This window comes from Desulfosarcina sp., from assembly GCF_055467485.1.
In genome coordinates this window covers 19,700-35,651 of sequence record NZ_JBUOIV010000017.1, presented here as the reverse complement: position 1 = coordinate 35,651, position 15,952 = coordinate 19,700, and the positions used below count along the sequence as shown (strand labels likewise).

Sequence of the window (15,952 nt, the reverse complement as noted above, 5' to 3'; positions counted from 1 at the left end):
AAACGCCGACACTTTCTGTAGCGCCGGGCACTGTAGCGTATGTTCGACGTTGAATTTTATGATTTCACCACACTTCAAAACGGGAGAATCAGACTCTCCACGCACACGCAATTCGGCCCATAATCATCGACTCGCCATCCCCCATTTCCTCAACCTACTCGACCATGGCCATCAGCATGCGGATCTCTTCGGCCCAGCGGCTGTCATCCGGAGTTTCCAGGATCATGGGGATGCCGTCGAAGCGAGGGTCGTTAACAATCATCCGGAAGACCTCCAGCCCCAAAGTGCCCTGGCCCAGGCTTTCATGGCGGTCCACACGACTGCCCATGATTTTCTTGCCGTCGTTGAGATGAAGACCTTTTAAAAAAGAGAAGCCCACCACGGCGTCGAAGTTCGCCAGGGTCTTTTCGTACCCCCGTGGCGTGACCAGGTCATACCCGGCTGAAAAGGTGTGACAGGTGTCTAAACAGACCCCCACGCGTGCCTTGTCTTCAACCCCATCGATAATAGCGGCCAGGTGTTCGAACCGGTGCCCCATGTTGGTCCCCTGACCGGCGGTGTTCTCGACAACTGCCGTTACGCCGCGCGTCTTTTCCAGGGCCAGGTTGATGGATTCGGCAATCCGGGCCAGGCAGACATCCTCGTCGATCTTGTTCAGGTGGCTGCCCGGATGAAAGTTCAGGTATTTCAACCCCAGCTGCTCGCAGCGGTTCATTTCATCGATGAAGGCCGTCCTCGATTTTTGCAGTCCCGCCGGTTCGGGATGGCCCAGGTTGATCAGGTAGCTGTCGTGGGGCAGGATCTGTTCGGCGGTGTACCCGGCAGCCGTGCAGTTCTCCTTGAAGCGGCGGATCGATTCATCCGTCAACGGTTTGACCTTCCACTGCCGCTGGTTTTTGGTAAACAGCGCAAAGGCTGTGGCATCGATCGCTTTAGCGTTCAGCGGTGCATTCTCCACACCGCCGGCGGCACTGACGTGGGCGCCGATATATTTCATGATTCCTCTTTCCCAGATGGTCTTGAACGCTATTGTCGGCGGTCATGCCCGGATACCGTATCCGCCGGCTTGATGTTGCATGTTTGGGTCCTGTTGTCGAAGACGATCACCGCCTGCCCCGCATCCAACTGGCGGCGCACCATGGCCACGTTTTCCGCCAGCGAGCCCCGGGTGTAGCCCGAATCGGTGCCGTCGCGGGTCACGAACTCCTCGATAAGACCGGCGAGTGCCTCCGGGCTCAATTGCCGGTGAGGAATCACCAGCATCGCTTCACGGTCAGTCATCGGGTCGCTCTCCTTTAGGGCGAAACACCGTTTTGATCATCTTGCCCGCATACCGATCCGCGGCGCCTTGTACAGCCGCTACCAGGCGGGCGACCTTATCCGGATCCTTTCGCCCCGGCGACATCTCCACGCCTGAGCTGACGTCGATGGCCGCCGGCAGGGCTGCACGGATGGCATCGGCGACATTGTCCGGGGAGAGGCCCCCGGCGAGCACCAGTGGATGCCGGCATCCGAAGTCCTTGGCCGCGCCCCAGTCCCAGGTGATGGCATTGCCGCCGGGGAGCGGGCCTTTGGCGCACTCTACCAGATAGCCGTCGGCGTCAAAATCCGGCGCATTGTCAAAACCCGGCCGGCCGTCGACGAAAAGCGCTTTTATCACACCGACGCCTTCAGCCTTCAGCCGCGCCGCCAGACGTGCCGATTCCCGGCCGTGAAGCTGGGCCGTGGAAAGGCCGCAGCGTTCGACCCGCGCCATGATATATGAAAAGCCGGCGTCGACGAAGACGCCCACGGCAGCCGCCGTTTCCGGCAGCGCCTCAACCACGTCCCTGGCCTGGTCCGCGGTGACATGGCGCGGGCTTTTTGGAAAAAAGACCACACCGACGGCATCCGCGCCCAGGCGCACACAATGGGCGGCCTCTTGGGGATCGGTCAACCCGCAGATCTTCACCTGGGGAAAAGACCGGTGCATCGCAGGTGAATCGGTCATGCGGCACCGCTACCCGGGGAAGGCACCCCGGCATTCACCCCCATCAACCCGCGGATAAAACGGACCGGGTCGTCGGAACGGACGATGCTTTCCCCTACCAGGAAATTGAAGATCCCGGCTTTCAGATTTCGCTGAATGTCCGCCGGGCTCGATATACCGGAGGCCGCCACCGGCACCTGGCCGGGGGCCAGGCGGGCGACCAGGTCCAGGGCAGTGGCGATGTCCGTTTCAAAGGTGCTCAGGTTGCGATTGTTAATGCCCACCAGACGGGCGCCGCAGGCGGCAACGGTTTGGGCATCCTCCGGCGTGTGGATTTCCACCAGGGCATCCATGCCCAGATCGCGACACAGGGCGTACAGCCGCCCCAATTTTTCCGCGGTGAGGATCCTGGCGATCAGCAGAATGGCATCCGCGCCGGCCGCCGCCGATTCGTATACCTGATAACTGCTGATGATGAATTCTTTTCTGAGCACCGGAAGGGAGCAGGCGGACCGCGCCGCCGTCAGATCTTCGAGACGGCCCTTGAAGTAGGCGGGATCGGTGAGCACCGAGACGGCCGCAGCCCCGCCGTCCTCATACCGGGCAGCGGTCAGGGAGGCATCCAGATCAGGAGAAATGTCGCCTTTGGATGGTGAGGCCCGCTTGATTTCGGCGATGATGTTCACCCCGGTGCCACCCGGCCGCGCCAGCGTTTCAAAAAAGGGCCTGAAATCCGAGCGCTGGCGGGCCAGTTCCGCCAGCCGGCCTTCGCCGATACCTTTTCTGGCCTGCGAAATCTCGCGCCCTTTGTGTTTGACGATCTGCTTTAGAAAGTCGGTTGGCATACGAAATTACCCTATCCGTTGTCGCGGGTGTAGGCAACCAATGCCTCCAGCTTGTCCATGGCGGCCCCGCTGTCGATGGCCTGTTCGGCAAGGGCGATGCCCGCGGTCAGATCCGCGGCCTTCTGGCAGGCCACCAGTGCGGCGGCGGTATTGAGCAGCACCACGTCACGCTTGGGGCCCTTTTCACCTGCCAAAATCTTGCGCGTAATCGCCGCATTTTCCGCTGGGTCGCCGCCGGTCATCTGGTCCGGCTCGGCCAGACGGCCGAAATACTGCTCCGGGTAAATGTCATAGGTGCGAATCATGTCGTTCTCCAGCTGGGAGACGCGCGTGGGGGCACACACCGAAATCTCGTCAAGCCCGTCGTGCCCGTGGACCACGAATGCACTCCTGGTGCCCAGCAGGCGAAGCGCCTCGGCGAACATCTCGGTGAGCTGGGGAGCGAACACGCCCAGCAGCTGGCAGTTGGCGCCGGCTGGATTGGTCAGCGGCCCCAGCATGTTGAAGATGCTTCGAAGGCCCACCTCCATGCGCGCCTTGGCGGCAAATCGCATGGCGCTGTGGTACAGCGGGGCGAAGAGAAAACCGATGCCGATCTCCTGGACCGCCTCTTCGACCACTTCCGGGTCGGTATCCAGCTTGATGCCCAGGGTCTCCAGCACATCGGCGCTGCCGCACCTGGACGAGACGCTGCGGTTGCCGTGTTTGGCCACGGTCACCCCGCAACCGGCCACGACAAATGCCGTGGTGGTGGAGATGTTGAAGGTTTTGAGCCCGTCGCCACCGGTGCCGCAGGTGTCCACCACCGGCATGGCGGCGGCCTGGATGCGGTGGGCCTTTTTGCGCATGGCCCGGGCCGCGCCGGCCAGTTCCTCAAAGGTTTCCCCTTTGGTGGCCAGAGCCGCCATCATGGCGCCCACCTGGGCGTCTGTGGTCTTGCCGTCAAAAATTTCGGACATCATCTCCGCCATCTGGGACTGGTTCAAATCGGTTCGGCCGATAATGGTTGCCAGATGATCCTTGAACATGGTTGGGATTCTCCTTCCTATCTCTCCTGAAGGTGCCGCCGGTCAATCGGACACCGGCGCCCCGTCGGGAATCATTTTTAGGAAATTGCGCAGCAGTCGTTTTCCCAGCGGGGTCATGATGGATTCGGGGTGAAACTGGATCCCCTCGGTAACATGGGACCGGTGCCGAAGGCCCATGATCTCGCCGTCCTCTGCGGTGGCGGTCACCGCCAGACAGTCTGGCAGGCTTTCCTTTTCCACCGCCAGGCTGTGGTAGCGCATGGCCTGAAATTGCTGCTTGATACCGGCAAAGAGTCCCTTGCCGTCAGCGGTGATGGCCGAGGTTTTGCCGTGCATGAGCCGCTTGGCGCCAACCACCCGGCCGCCGAAGACCTGGGCGATGGACTGGTGGCCCAGGCAAACGCCGAGGATCGGTATCTGGCCCGAAAACCGCCTGATCGTATCCACGGAAACACCGGCGGACTCCGGACGCCCCGGCCCCGGAGATATCACGATGGCTTGCGGAGCCATCGCCGCGATTTCATCCACGGTGACGGCATCGTTTCTTTTCACCTCGACGCCTTCGCCGATCTGCTTGAGATACTGGACCAGATTATAAGTGAAGGAGTCGTAATTGTCGATCATCAGTATCATGGCGTCGTCTCCGCCCCCTGCCCCTGGCGGGTCAGTTCGAGGGCCCGTTGAATGGCCATGGCCTTGTTGACGGTCTCCAGCCTCTCGGTTTCCGGATCCGAATCGGCCACGATACCCGCCCCGGCCCGAACGGTAAGCGTCCCGTTTTCGATGCAAGCGGTCCGGATGGTAATGGCCAGGTCCATGTTGCCGCTAAAAGAGACATAACCGACCGCACCGCCATACGGCCCCCGGGGACTTTGTTCCAATTCATCGATAATCTCCATGGCCCGCACCTTGGGTGCACCGGAAAGGGTGCCGGCAGGAAAGGATGCCCGCAGCAAGTCCCAGGCGTCGTAGCCATCTTGGATATCACAGTTGATGTTGGACACCAGGTGCATGACGTGGGAGTATCGCTCCACCACCATCAGGTCCGTCACCTGGACCGTGCCGGTCCGGGCGACCCGGCCCAGATCGTTTCGCCCCAGGTCAACGAGCATCAGGTGCTCGGCCCGCTCCTTCTCGTCGGCCAGCAGTTCCGCGGCCAGCGCCCGGTCCGCCTGTTCGCTGGCTCCCCGGGGACGGGTGCCGGCAATGGGCCGCAGGGTGGCCACGCCGTTTTCCAGACGCACCATGGTCTCCGGTGAGGACCCCACCAGGGCCATCTCGTCGAAATGAAAGAAGTAAAGGTAGGGAGACGGGTTCACATAACGCTGAGCCCGATAGACCGCAATGATATCCCCGGGTGCGCGACATTGAAAGGGCTGCGAAATGACGGCCTGGATCACGTCCCCTTGCCGGATGTGATCCTTTACGCGGGCCACCCGCTCCCTGAACGTCTGCGCGGCCAGCAGCGGAACCATGGTCGGGCTGTCACCGGCGCCCTTGGGAATCGCATCGCCGACACCCGTGGCCATGCGCCGCTCCATGGCGTCCAGACGCGTCATGGCGTCCTCATAGGCGGCTGTGGCATCCGGATTCCCTTCGGTAAAGGCGATGGCCACACAGATCATCGTGTTGCGGATGTTGTCGAAAATCAGCAGTTCATCCCCGATTATGAAATGGGCCATGGGGGTATCCGCCGGCAGCCGGTTGGGTATACGCTCGAAAAATGAAACCATTTCATAGGTGAGATAGCCGACCAGACCGCCCCAGAACCGGGGAAGCTCGGCCATTTCGGCCGGCTGAAAACGGCTCATGAAAGCTTTCAGGGTGGCCAGGGGGTCGCCGCCGTGGCGGATGTTCTCTTCCCGGCCGTTTTCGGCTACGGTCACCTGGTCCGCAAAAACCTTGACGTGGGTCCGGGCCGAGGTTCCCAGAAAGCTGTACCGCCCCCATTTTTCACCGCCCTCAACACTCTCCAGCAGAAAAAGCGGTGTCCGCGGCCCCTTGCCACCGTCGTCGTAGCATTTTTTCAACAGCGAGACCGGCGTTTCCATGTCAGCCAGAATCTCGCGGCACACAGGAATCACGTTGCTGGTCCGGGCCAGGGCATTGAACCGTTCCCGGCTTGGAAATTCCTTCAATTTCATCTGTCATCCCCTATTCCAAATAAAAAAGGCCGTGTTTGCGTCCACGACCCTGAAGACTCCTTGGCGGGCATGGATGGGGCCGCCCGCGATCCTATTCGTTTGACTGGGTTCAAACCGCTCAGAGCCGACAGGCAGGAAAATCGAGCCACCTCCGCCATACAGGCGGCCATACGATAAATGCATACGACAGCGGATCATGAACCATGGAAAAACTCTCTTTCGCGGTTTTTGCGGATATGTTTAGGGGCTTTTGGATGGCGTGTCAAGGATTATTTGTTCTTATCTATAGTAACAAAGTCGTCATGACATCATCATCTCACCACAGTGGCAGGAAAATTGCTGTATGTAATCGATTATCGACACTCGGTTCTGAATTGGTGATGCAACGGATTCATCTTGCCTGGCCGGAAATCGCTGCACCGTTGCGACCTCAGCCAGCTTGTTGAGAAACAAGCGCGGTTGAAACCGGACATACCTGTACACAAAAGGGCATCCCCTGCGCAAGAATTGAAACAGGGGATGCCCGCAGCCAATGCGAGGCGAGCCATGCACCAACAGATCCGCATCCTGGTCGTGGAAGATGACCCCAACGTATCCACCGTGCTGACCGCCCGCTTGGAGAATCTGAACTACCAGGTGTGCGGCACCGCCGAAACCGGACTCGAGGCGATCAGCGCCGTTTACCGCTATCACCCGGACCTAGTCACCATGGATATCCTGCTCAAAGGTGAGATGAACGGGATCGAGGCCGCCGCAAAAATTGCCGACGGTTCGGATGTGCCCGTCATTTTCATGACCTGTCTTTCCGACCAGCGTATATTCGAGCGGGCCATCAAAACGCATCCTTACGGCTATATCATCAAACCCTACGACATCAATGAACTGCGCTCCGCCATTGAAATTGCGGTGGTCAAGCACAAAGCGGACAAAGAGCGGGAGACACTGATCGCCCGCCTGCAAAAAGCCCTCCAGGAGGTTAAAACCCTTAGCGGTCTGCTGCCCATCTGCGCCTCCTGCAAGAAAATCCGCAAAACCGACAGCACCTGGCAGCCGATCGAGGATTACATCGCCAGCCACTCCAACGCCGATTTCACCCACGGCATCTGCCCCGAATGCGCCCACCGGCTATACCCGGAACTCTATCGACACAGAGGCTGACCCGGACAGGTCCCTTGACACGCATCGGGATTTGGGTATTGACAGTACACCGATTCCCTCCGAAAATGGGACAATCACGATCACACCCGCTAAAGCAGGTCGACATGGCGCGCATGGAATACCAAACCATCCGATTGGAGGCCCTGCCCGCCCTGGCAACACCGGTGGTTATCGTCGGTTTCCGGGGATGGGGCAACGCGCTCGAGGTGTCGGCCGGCATAGCCGCCTATCTGGTGGATACCTTGCCGGCCGTTTCCTTCGCCCAGATGGAAACCGACGCCTGCTATCGTTATGACGAAAGCCGGCCGGTGGTGAAAATCGAAAATGGCGTCATAAAATCGATCACCCCCCCGGGGGGACGCTTATTCGCCATCGAAACCCCTCCCGGTGAAAATGATCTGGTCATATTGATCGCCGACGAGCCCAGCCTGAACTGGTACCGGTTTTCCCGGGAACTGGTGGATCTGGCCCACCGGCTCAAAACCCCGGGGGTGATCACCCTGGGCAGTATGTTCGACAACGTATTGCACACGGACCGGATCCTTTCAGCGGTGACCACCGGCAGCGGTTTCCAAGGCGTGCTCGGCCGGCACCGGGTGATCCCGATCAATTATCACGGCCCCAGCGCCATCCATACGATCATCCTGGAAGCCTGCCGACAGCGCGCGATAGCCGGCGCCAGCCTGTGGAGCCACTGCCCTGCCTACCTGCAGGGGATCACCCACCACGGCATGATGCTTCAACTGGTCCGATTACTTACCGAAATGGCATCTTTTTCAATAAAGACGGACGCATTGGAAGCCGGCTGGCAAGCCCTTGAGACTCAGATCAAAAAGCTGATGGCCGACAATCCCAAACTCGAGGGGATCATGGACCAGGTCCGCAAAAAACAACGCGAAGGCGCCATGCAGGACCTGCGGCAACACGGCAATGGACAGGGAAAGGTGATCAATCTCAAGGATTTTCTCGATCCATGACTGCTACTGGCGGTAAACGGTGGGTTTGTCTTCGACATCGATGTCGATACCGACCGTGTCTCCGGTCTTAAATCCGATCCGCTTGAATTCGCGGACCACGTCATCGTGGCGATCCACATACCAGTAGACGCTCCACAGGGGGTTTCGGACCGTGTCGATGCCGTATGCATCGTGGCTGCACAGATTGATCCGGAACTTGTCCTTGGCGATGAGCGTATCGGCTTCGGACAGGAAGATATCGATCTGGTAGAGGTTATTGTGCAGGGCTTTGGACAATTTCGCCTGCAATTCCGGGGTGTCGTCCAGGTAATGGCTGGCAATCTGGTAAAGATCGACCGGGTCCTGAATGGCAAGCCCGAGGACCGCGTAGCGCTGGTGGCGCAGGGCAAACGCCTCAAGATCCGCTTCATAAGCCTTGATGGAATCGATGATCTGGTCAATATCGGTCTTGCCGGACGTGGCAGACTCGCTGGCCATCTCCTCACACTGGGAGATGATGTCGATATAAAAAGCTTTATTATCCATTACGTACACCGGACGCTCCCGGTAGCTTCGCCGTTTGCGGATCCGCCGGACACCGTCAAGGGTGATGGACCGCTGACTCTCCTTTTCTTCCAGGATGTCGATGCTTGAAATGTCTTTGGCCTGCACCACGTGAATGCCGCCGTCGGCCGAAATGATGTATTCGATCTCGCAGCGGAATCCCAGATGTTTCTGGATCTCCTTTGACAGCTGAACCAGGCGTCGGTCATGGGGGGTCCGGGTGATGTACGGCTCGCTCTGTACCTTGTGGATGCGATCCCGACAATATCCGAACTCCCAGTTGCCGCCAATGATCTTGGCCATCACGCTGGACCCGTCGATGAAGGGCATGACGATCACCCCCATCTGTTCAAGATCCATCTCCGGCGCACAATTGAACCGCTGCTGGCGGGCGATGCTCAAACGCTTGCTGCTTCCGGCAAGCTTGATCATCTTGTTGCGGGCATAGCGGATGCCCCCCACGTCGGCATAGGTTTCCAAAGAGTCGAATGTCCCGCCTTTGAAACGGCGTTCCATCGGATGGGCGCTGCGGGCGATCACCTTGAAGCTTTCCCGATGTTTTTCCAGAAACGCTTCGAGGGCCGCGAAGTTTTCGGTCTCAAAATGCTGCGGGGGAACATAGATGAAGTCGGGAACGTCAAAGCCGCCTTGTTTGAGCTTCTCCAGCAGTTCCGCCTTTTCGGGTAAAGAAGGGTCGATCATATCTCTCCTATTGACATTTCCATTCAAAGTCTTTAGTTAAAGAAAACCGACCGATCATTCGGTTGGCTTAATTTCGAACAGGTAACACATGTCCAAGCGAAATGCAATCCTTGCTTCGGCCACCCGGCTGTTTTCCCGAAACGGGTTTCAGGGAACCGCCATGGCTGAACTGTCTACCATGACCGGTGCGGCAACCGGAACCATCTTTCACCATTTTAAAAACAAGGAAGACCTCTTTCTTCAGGTGCTCAATGATGTCAAAGAGGGAATTCTGGACCAATTCGACCGGCATCAGCAGACCTGCCCGAATCAGAAAGGAATTGAGCGGGTCGAAGGGGTCATCACCTTTTATTTGCGCTTGGCCAGCACCATGGAAGACCAGTTCCTGATACTGCACCGCCATGATCCCTACCAAATGGCCGAAACCAGTCCGGTGTGCCGCAGCCACCTCGAATCCATCTACACCTGCCTGCTGGACATCTTCGAGGAGGGAATCCAAAAGGGCGTGCATGACGGATCGGTGGCGGTCGACTCCCCGCGAAAGACGGCCATGGTTTTATTTGCCATGGTGGATGGCATTGTCAGGCTCAACACTTACCGGGTGTATGACGCCGGCACCCTTTACGATAGCCTGATGGTGGCCTGCCGCAGGCTGCTGACAGGAGGCCGGTAGACCGCCATGGCCCGACACTCACCATCCGCATGGCGCTACCTCGCATTGAGCCGGCTGCTGCCTTTCCTGGAATGGCTGCCCGGTTATCGTGCCGGACACCTCAGGGGAGACCTGTTTGCCGGCTTGACCGTGGCACTGGTGCTGGTTCCCCAGTCCATGGCCTATGCTCAGTTGGCCGGTCTGCCGGCCTATTACGGCCTGTATGCGGCATTTCTGCCGCCGGCGGTGGCGGCCCTGTTCGGATCCAGCCGCCAACTGGCCACCGGGCCGGTTGCCGTAGTCTCCCTGATGGCCGCCGTGGCCCTTCAGCCCCTGGCCACCACCGGCAGCCAGGCGTATATCGGGTATGCGGTCCTGCTGGCCCTGATGGTGGGGCTGTTTCAATTCGGCTTGGGCCTGTTTCGCCTGGGCCTGCTGGTGAACTTCCTTTCGCATCCGGTTGTCAACGGCTTCACCAACGCGGCCGCCATCATCATCGCCACCGGCCAGATCTCCAAATTGTTCGGGGTGGCAGTGGACAGCAGCGACTATCATTACCATACGGTCATCCAGGTGGTGAAAGCGGCGCTTTACTACACGCACTGGCCCACGCTCATGATGGGCCTGTTTGCCTTCGCGGTCATGATGGGCCTGAAAAAGATCACCCTGCGGATCCCCAACGTACTTGTGGCGGTGGCCGCCACCACCTTGATCAGCTGGGCCACCGGATTCGAACACAAGGTCACGATGCCCCTGGAATCAGTGGTCGATGCAGAGACCCGGGCATTGGTCCTTCACTATAACGCAGAGGCGGCGCAACTCGGTCAGATGGCAGCACAGCGCACCCGGATCAACGCGGCCCTCAAGCAGGCAAAAACCGACGGCCACCGCATGACCGTCATCGATTCCCGCAGAGACCTGGAAATCCTGAATTATCAAATGGACTTGAAGGCGGATAAAGCGGCAGACTTCCGGCACCGGATCCGCCGCCTGCTTTTTGAAGCCGGCCGGGACCGGGATGGCGCCATTCGCTTTTACGCCAGAGGCAACCGTCCGGCAGACACGGTAAAAATGGGCCGCACCTGGCGGATAAAAATCGGCAGCGCACCCCTGGAAGCAGCGGCCCTGGTCTTCTGCGGCGGGGGTGAAGTGGTGGGTGCCATACCAAAGGGCCTTCCGGATTTCTCTTTTCCCGAAATCGATGGCCACGGCGCCATGGCACTGATGCCTCCGGCCGTCATCATCGCCCTGCTGGGATTCATGGAGGCCATCTCCATCGCCAAAGCCATGGCCGCCAAAACCGGGCAGCGCATCGACCCGAATCAGGAACTCATGGGGCAGGGGCTGGCCAACATGATCGGTTCGGTGGCCCAAAGCTATCCCGTGGCCGGATCCTTTTCACGCTCGGCGGTCAATCTCCAGGCCGGCGCCGTTTCCGGTCTGTCCAGCGTGATTGCCAGTCTGGCGGTGGTGGCAACCCTGTTTTTCTTCACGCCCCTGCTCTACCACCTGCCCCAGAGCGTATTGGCGGCTATCATCATGATGGCGGTGGCCGGTTTGATCAACGCCCGGGGATTCATTGACGCCTGGCGGGCCCAATGGTACGACGGGGCCATCTCGGTGATCACCTTCCTGTGCACCCTGGTCTTCGCCCCCCACCTGGACCGGGGCATCTTCGTGGGGGTGGGGCTGTCGCTTTGCGTATTTCTATACCGGAGCATGCGGCCCCCGGTGGTGGACCTGTCCATGGGACTGGACAAGGCACTCCACGACGTGGTGACCCACGGGCTAAAAGAGTGCCGCTACATCGACGTGGTGCGTTTCGACGGGCCGCTTTTTTTTGCCAACGCCAGCTATCTGGAGGATCAGATCCGCCACCGCCGCAAAATTAAAAAATCGCTCAAACACATCATCATCGCCGCCGAATCCATCAACGACATGGACGCGTCGGGCCAGGAGTCATTGTCGCTGATCGTGGACCGGGTCAGAAGCGCGGGCATCGACATTTCCTTGAGCAGCGTTCATGAACCCGTGATGCAAGTGCTGCGACGTACGCACCTGCTTTATAAGATCGGTGAAGATCACATCTATCCGACCATGAAGCAGGCCATTCGATCCATTCATGAAAAAACCCATAGGGGGGGCAGCGAAAAAGACTGCCCGTTGACCTCGGTTCGAACCCTATCGACCCACAGCGAACCCAAAGGAGGGTAACGATGTCTGTGATTGCCATCTTCAGCGGCATTTTCTGCAGTGCGGACGCGGTGGTCCGGGACGTGATGGACAGCACCGGGTACCGACTGATCACCGACGACCAGGTGGTCGCCAGGGCCGCCGAGACATCAGGCATGCCGGAAAACAAGGTTCGGCGGGCCTTTTCGGCCAAAACCTCGGTGTTCAACAAGTTCACCCATGAAAAGGAGTGCTCGATCGCCTGCCTTCGCCTGGCGTTGGCAACCGAACTGGTGAAGGGCCCTGCCGTGGTCCACGGGTTTTCCAGCCTGCTGATCCCCCAGTCGGTCAGCCACATGCTCAGGGTCTGTATTATCGCCGAAACACCCTATCGTGTCGAACAGGCCGAAGTCGTCCAGGGGTTGACTGAAAAGGATGCCCTGAAACAGATCCGGACCCGGGATGCGGACAATGCCGCCTGGGTCGAAACCGTGTTTTCCGCCAAGGATCCCTGGGACATCAGCCTCTACGACATGGTGCTCCCCATGAACCGGATGAATGTGGCCAAGGCCGGCGCACTGATCGAGGAAAATCTCATCAAGGATGCCGTTCGACGCACCAACGCCTCCATTCAGGCCGAAAAAAATTTCTTGCTGGCCGCCACCGTTGAGATGGCGCTCTGCCGTGCCGGACACGATGTCTCGGTGACGGCCGAAAACGGGGCGGTGGTTTTGACCATCAACAAACACGTGCTGATGCTGACGCGGCTGGAAGAGGAGCTCAAATCCATTGCCGGCGCGGTTGCCGGTGTCCGGTCGGTAAAAACGATCGTCGGCAAAAATTTCCACCAGGCCCACATCTACCGCAAACACAGCTTCGAGGTACCCTCCCGCGTGCTGCTGGTGGACGATGAACGCGAGTTCGTTCAGACCCTGTCCGAGCGCCTGGAACTGCGCGAAATGGGATCCGCCGTGGCCTATGACGGCGAATCGGCCCTGACCCTGGTGGCTGAGGACGATCCGGAAGTGATGATCATCGATCTGAAAATGCCGGGTATCGACGGTATGGAAATCCTGAAGCAGGTCAAAACCACCCGGCCGGAAATCGAGGTGATCGTTCTCACCGGCCACGGCAGCGAGGCAGACCGCAAGCAGTGCATGCAGCTGGGCGCCTTCGCCTATATGCAAAAACCGGTGGACATCGACGAGTTGAGCGAGACCCTGAAAAAAGCCCATGAAAAAATCCAGCAATTCAAATCCTGAGACGGGCATGCCGGCTTTCCCGCCTGCAAATGGGTGTCGTCCATGCTGAATCTGGCCCGATTCAAACCCCGTTTCTGGGACCATCGGGATGCGGCTTCAGGACCTGGCAGCAGCCACTTCAGCTTCAGGCGCAAATGGCTGATGATCGTGGTCTTCACCACCGTGGTGACGCTTACCCCCCTGCTGGTCATGACTCTGGTCGACTACCGGCTCACCCGTCAGGCCTTTGAATCCGAAGCGGAGATGGGCACTGTCCGCATAGTTTCCAACACCTGGCGGAGCATCTCGTTCCTGCTTTCCCAGCGACGGGCAGCCCTTGAATTCGTCGCCCGGGACAACAGCCTGTCGGACCTGCTCGCACCGGGGAGACTCGACACCATCTTGGCCAACCTGCAGGGCGGCATGGGAGGGTTCGTGGACCTCGCCGTGGTGGACGCCGACTGCACCATACAGGCGCATGCCGGGCCGGCCGCACTGAAGAAAAACCGGGCAAAACCGACCGTTTGCTTCGATCGCGCCGTCGCCAATGGATTTTTCATCAGCGACGTGACCGTAGACCAGGGACAAAACCATGGGTTGGTCGTCGCCATCCGGCATGACCTGGAGACCGGCGGCTTCTTCGTGTTGCGGTCGACGCTGGATGCCGGATTGTTGGACGCCCCCGTGCTGCAGCTGACCCTGGACGAGGGCGACGACGCCTTCATCGTCAACAGCCAGGGGATTCTCCAGACACATGCCCGGCAATATGGAAAGCGCTTCGAAAAAGCGCTGCTGGCCATCCCCGAAAGTGTCGACGGCACCCGGACGCTGAGAACGGTGGATCAGGTCGGCCGTTCCATTCTGCTTGGCATTGCCGCGATTCCCGACAGCCCCTTTTTGTTTGTAATGGTCCGGCAGGAATCGGGGATCATGGACCTGTGGCTTAAGCCGCGCATGCGCCTTATCGGATTTCTGCTCTTCAGTATCGCCATGATCCTGGTCTCCATCCTGGGGGTGGCCACTTACCTGGTCAACCGCATCCATGCCGCCGACCAGCGCCGGGTACAGGCGCTGCATCAGGTGGAGTATGCCAACAAGCTGTCGTCCATCGGCCGTCTGGCCTCGGGGGTGGCCCACGAAATCAACAACCCGCTGGCCATCATCAACCAGAAGGCCGGACTGATCAAGGACCTGTTCACCATCAACAGCAATTACAGCGGCAACGAGAAGCTCATCAGGCTGGTGGACGACGTGCTGGGATCGGTGCGTCGCTGCGGCACCATCACCCGGCGGCTGCTGGATTTTGCCCGGCACATGGAATCGTCCGTCGAAGCGGTGGACATCGAGGCCATCATCCGGCAGGTGCTCGGTTTCATGGAAAAAGAAGCCGAACGGCGCTGCATCGCCGTTTCGGTAAGGGTGCAGGACAGCATCCCGATCTTCGAAAGCGACCGGGGCAATGTCCAGCAGATTTTCCTGAACCTGATCAACAATGCGTTTGCCGCCATGGCGGACGGCGGGCGGCTTGACGTCACGATCGAGCGCAAAGGAAGCACGCATGTCACGGTGACCGTGGCCGACACCGGGCACGGCATCCCTGAATCAGACCTAAAGCGCGTCTTCGAGCCCTTTTTCTCTACCCGCCAGGGTCACGGGGGCACCGGCTTGGGACTGTCCGTCACCTATGGCATGGTCTCGGAAATGGGCGGCGAGGTCACGGTGAGCAGCCAGCCCAACCGGGGAACGCAATTTGTGGTCACCCTGCCCATCAAGCTGCCGCGGTTATCGTCCGCCGCCGCCTGTGCCATACCTCCGGCAAACAACGCTGCCGCCGACAGCCCAATCACGGAAGAGAAGACAACATGAGAGACGATTCCCCGGCCATGGCCATCGAGGGCGCCCGCTTCTTCGGAGAGATATCGGCATCCATTTCCCACGAAATCAAAAACGTGCTGGCCATCATCAATGAAAACGCCGGGTTGCTCCAGGACATGGTCATGATGATCGAAAAGGGGATGCCGCTTTCCCCGGAACGGCTGTCGGGACTGGCCCAATCCATCGTCCGCCAGGTGAACCGGGGCGACCGTATCGTCAGGGACATGAACCGGTTTGCCCACAGCGCCGACCACCCCTTAGAGACCGTAAACATTGGGGAGGTCATTCATTTTGTGTCCGTTGTGGCAGCGCGTCTGATCGCCATGAAGGGAAACCCGCCCGAGATCGACGTACCGGCCGCACCGATGACCATTGTCAGCAACCGATTTTTCCTGGAAGACCTGGTGTGGACCTGCCTGTGCCGGGCCATGGATGCCCGCGCTCCGGGCCGGACGGTGAGCATCGTTGCCGAGAAAGCCGGAGATACCCCCCGGATTCGTTTTTGCGGGTTGGCAGAAGATTTCCCGGCCGGTGGAGAGGTTTTTCCTTCGCCCAGGGAGACGATGGTGTCCGGGCTCCTCGGTGTCCACTTGAAGGCGGACAAGGAAAAGGGAGAAATCGTAATTATTTTATCATAGTCAGTGTT

15 protein-coding genes are annotated in these 15,952 nt (G+C 59.4%); 7 read left to right on the top strand and 8 right to left on the bottom strand.

Going from position 1 to position 15,952, the window contains the following annotated elements; genetic code table 11:
• Nucleotides 1–154: 154 nt before the first annotated feature.
• The 7 genes from nfo to ACZCED_RS10300 are packed head-to-tail and all read right to left on the bottom strand — an operon-like array spanning nt 155 to nt 5,986.
• The gene (gene nfo / locus ACZCED_RS10330; RefSeq protein WP_462970861.1) at nt 155–997 is read right to left on the bottom strand and encodes a deoxyribonuclease IV; all 843 of its coding nucleotides are present in this window, start codon (nt 995–997) and stop codon (nt 155–157) included.
• Between the two features lie 29 nt (nt 998–1,026).
• On the bottom strand, nt 1,027–1,281 hold the full coding sequence (locus ACZCED_RS10325; RefSeq protein ID WP_462970862.1) for a YheU family protein: 255 nt from the start codon (nt 1,279–1,281) through the stop codon (nt 1,027–1,029).
• A complete protein-coding gene (locus ACZCED_RS10320) occupies nt 1,274–1,990 on the bottom strand; it encodes a phosphoribosylanthranilate isomerase (RefSeq protein WP_462970863.1) in 717 nt (238 codons plus the stop codon). The genes ACZCED_RS10325 and ACZCED_RS10320 overlap by 8 nt, the downstream gene beginning before the upstream one ends.
• On the bottom strand, nt 1,987–2,814 hold the full coding sequence (gene trpC, locus ACZCED_RS10315) for an indole-3-glycerol phosphate synthase TrpC (RefSeq protein ID WP_462970864.1): 828 nt from the start codon (nt 2,812–2,814) through the stop codon (nt 1,987–1,989). Before trpC ends, ACZCED_RS10320 begins: the two co-directional genes overlap by 4 nt.
• Nucleotides 2,815–2,825: 11 nt before the next feature.
• The gene (gene trpD / locus ACZCED_RS10310) at nt 2,826–3,842 is read right to left on the bottom strand and encodes an anthranilate phosphoribosyltransferase (RefSeq protein WP_462970865.1); all 1,017 of its coding nucleotides are present in this window, start codon (nt 3,840–3,842) and stop codon (nt 2,826–2,828) included.
• A 42-nt stretch (nt 3,843–3,884) separates the two neighbouring features.
• Nucleotides 3,885–4,475 carry an anthranilate synthase component II gene (locus tag ACZCED_RS10305; RefSeq protein ID WP_462970866.1) on the bottom strand — a complete coding sequence of 197 codons (591 nt, stop codon included), beginning with the start codon at nt 4,473–4,475 and terminating at the stop codon, nt 3,885–3,887.
• Nucleotides 4,472–5,986, bottom strand: a complete 1,515-nt coding sequence (locus ACZCED_RS10300) for an anthranilate synthase component I family protein (RefSeq protein WP_462970867.1) — start codon at nt 5,984–5,986, stop codon at nt 4,472–4,474. Before ACZCED_RS10300 ends, ACZCED_RS10305 begins: the two co-directional genes overlap by 4 nt.
• A gap of 546 nt (nt 5,987–6,532) precedes the next feature.
• Between ACZCED_RS10300 and ACZCED_RS10295 the strand changes: the two genes are divergently transcribed.
• Together ACZCED_RS10295 and ACZCED_RS10290 are read left to right on the top strand one after the other, a co-directional pair.
• Entirely contained in the window at nt 6,533–7,144 is a 612-nt protein-coding gene (locus tag ACZCED_RS10295; protein ID WP_462970868.1) for a response regulator, read from the top strand.
• Nucleotides 7,145–7,248: 104 nt separating this feature from the next.
• Nucleotides 7,249–8,121 (top strand): PAC2 family protein, encoded by an 873-nt coding sequence (locus ACZCED_RS10290; protein ID WP_464860747.1) that lies wholly within the window; start codon nt 7,249–7,251, stop codon nt 8,119–8,121.
• Between the two features lie 3 nt (nt 8,122–8,124).
• On the opposite strand, the gene ACZCED_RS10285 is transcribed toward ACZCED_RS10290, so the two are convergent.
• Nucleotides 8,125–9,366 (bottom strand): hypothetical protein, encoded by a 1,242-nt coding sequence (locus ACZCED_RS10285; RefSeq protein ID WP_462970870.1) that lies wholly within the window; start codon nt 9,364–9,366, stop codon nt 8,125–8,127.
• 88 nt (nt 9,367–9,454) lie between these two features.
• Here ACZCED_RS10285 and ACZCED_RS10280 point away from each other — a divergent pair, with 88 nt between their 5' ends.
• The 5 genes from ACZCED_RS10280 to ACZCED_RS10260 are packed head-to-tail and all read left to right on the top strand — an operon-like array spanning nt 9,455 to nt 15,944.
• The gene (locus tag ACZCED_RS10280; RefSeq protein WP_462970871.1) at nt 9,455–10,039 is read left to right on the top strand and encodes a TetR/AcrR family transcriptional regulator; all 585 of its coding nucleotides are present in this window, start codon (nt 9,455–9,457) and stop codon (nt 10,037–10,039) included.
• Nucleotides 10,040–10,045: 6 nt separating this feature from the next.
• Nucleotides 10,046–12,232, top strand: a complete 2,187-nt coding sequence (locus ACZCED_RS10275) for a SulP family inorganic anion transporter (RefSeq protein WP_462970872.1) — start codon at nt 10,046–10,048, stop codon at nt 12,230–12,232.
• A gap of 2 nt (nt 12,233–12,234) precedes the next feature.
• Nucleotides 12,235–13,452: a cytidylate kinase-like family protein gene (locus ACZCED_RS10270; RefSeq protein WP_464860746.1), complete on the top strand. Its 1,218-nt coding sequence runs from the start codon at nt 12,235–12,237 to the stop codon at nt 13,450–13,452.
• Nucleotides 13,453–13,494: 42 nt separating this feature from the next.
• Nucleotides 13,495–15,297 carry a sensor histidine kinase gene (locus tag ACZCED_RS10265; protein ID WP_462971805.1) on the top strand — a complete coding sequence of 601 codons (1,803 nt, stop codon included), beginning with the start codon at nt 13,495–13,497 and terminating at the stop codon, nt 15,295–15,297.
• Nucleotides 15,294–15,944: a histidine kinase dimerization/phospho-acceptor domain-containing protein gene (locus ACZCED_RS10260; RefSeq protein ID WP_462971806.1), complete on the top strand. Its 651-nt coding sequence runs from the start codon at nt 15,294–15,296 to the stop codon at nt 15,942–15,944. The genes ACZCED_RS10265 and ACZCED_RS10260 overlap by 4 nt, the downstream gene beginning before the upstream one ends.
• Nucleotides 15,945–15,952: the final 8 nt, after the last annotated feature.

Excerpts from the sequence above, each read along its gene's own strand:
- nfo (WP_462970861.1), bottom strand. The coding sequence starts at position 997 with ATGAAATATATCGGCGCCCACGTCAGTGCCGCCGGCGGTGTGGAGAAT.
- ACZCED_RS10325 (WP_462970862.1), bottom strand. The coding sequence starts at position 1,281 with ATGACTGACCGTGAAGCGATGCTGGTGATTCCTCACCGGCAATTGAGC.
- ACZCED_RS10320 (WP_462970863.1), bottom strand. The coding sequence starts at position 1,990 with ATGACCGATTCACCTGCGATGCACCGGTCTTTTCCCCAGGTGAAGATC.
- trpC (WP_462970864.1), bottom strand. The coding sequence starts at position 2,814 with ATGCCAACCGACTTTCTAAAGCAGATCGTCAAACACAAAGGGCGCGAG.
- trpD (WP_462970865.1), bottom strand. The coding sequence starts at position 3,842 with ATGTTCAAGGATCATCTGGCAACCATTATCGGCCGAACCGATTTGAAC.
- ACZCED_RS10305 (WP_462970866.1), bottom strand. The coding sequence starts at position 4,475 with ATGATACTGATGATCGACAATTACGACTCCTTCACTTATAATCTGGTC.
- ACZCED_RS10300 (WP_462970867.1), bottom strand. The coding sequence starts at position 5,986 with ATGAAATTGAAGGAATTTCCAAGCCGGGAACGGTTCAATGCCCTGGCC.
- ACZCED_RS10295 (WP_462970868.1), top strand. The coding sequence starts at position 6,533 with ATGCACCAACAGATCCGCATCCTGGTCGTGGAAGATGACCCCAACGTA.
- ACZCED_RS10290 (WP_464860747.1), top strand. The coding sequence starts at position 7,249 with ATGGCGCGCATGGAATACCAAACCATCCGATTGGAGGCCCTGCCCGCC.
- ACZCED_RS10285 (WP_462970870.1), bottom strand. The coding sequence starts at position 9,366 with ATGATCGACCCTTCTTTACCCGAAAAGGCGGAACTGCTGGAGAAGCTC.
- ACZCED_RS10280 (WP_462970871.1), top strand. The coding sequence starts at position 9,455 with ATGTCCAAGCGAAATGCAATCCTTGCTTCGGCCACCCGGCTGTTTTCC.
- ACZCED_RS10275 (WP_462970872.1), top strand. The coding sequence starts at position 10,046 with ATGGCCCGACACTCACCATCCGCATGGCGCTACCTCGCATTGAGCCGG.
- ACZCED_RS10270 (WP_464860746.1), top strand. The coding sequence starts at position 12,235 with ATGTCTGTGATTGCCATCTTCAGCGGCATTTTCTGCAGTGCGGACGCG.
- ACZCED_RS10265 (WP_462971805.1), top strand. The coding sequence starts at position 13,495 with ATGCTGAATCTGGCCCGATTCAAACCCCGTTTCTGGGACCATCGGGAT.
- ACZCED_RS10260 (WP_462971806.1), top strand. The coding sequence starts at position 15,294 with ATGAGAGACGATTCCCCGGCCATGGCCATCGAGGGCGCCCGCTTCTTC.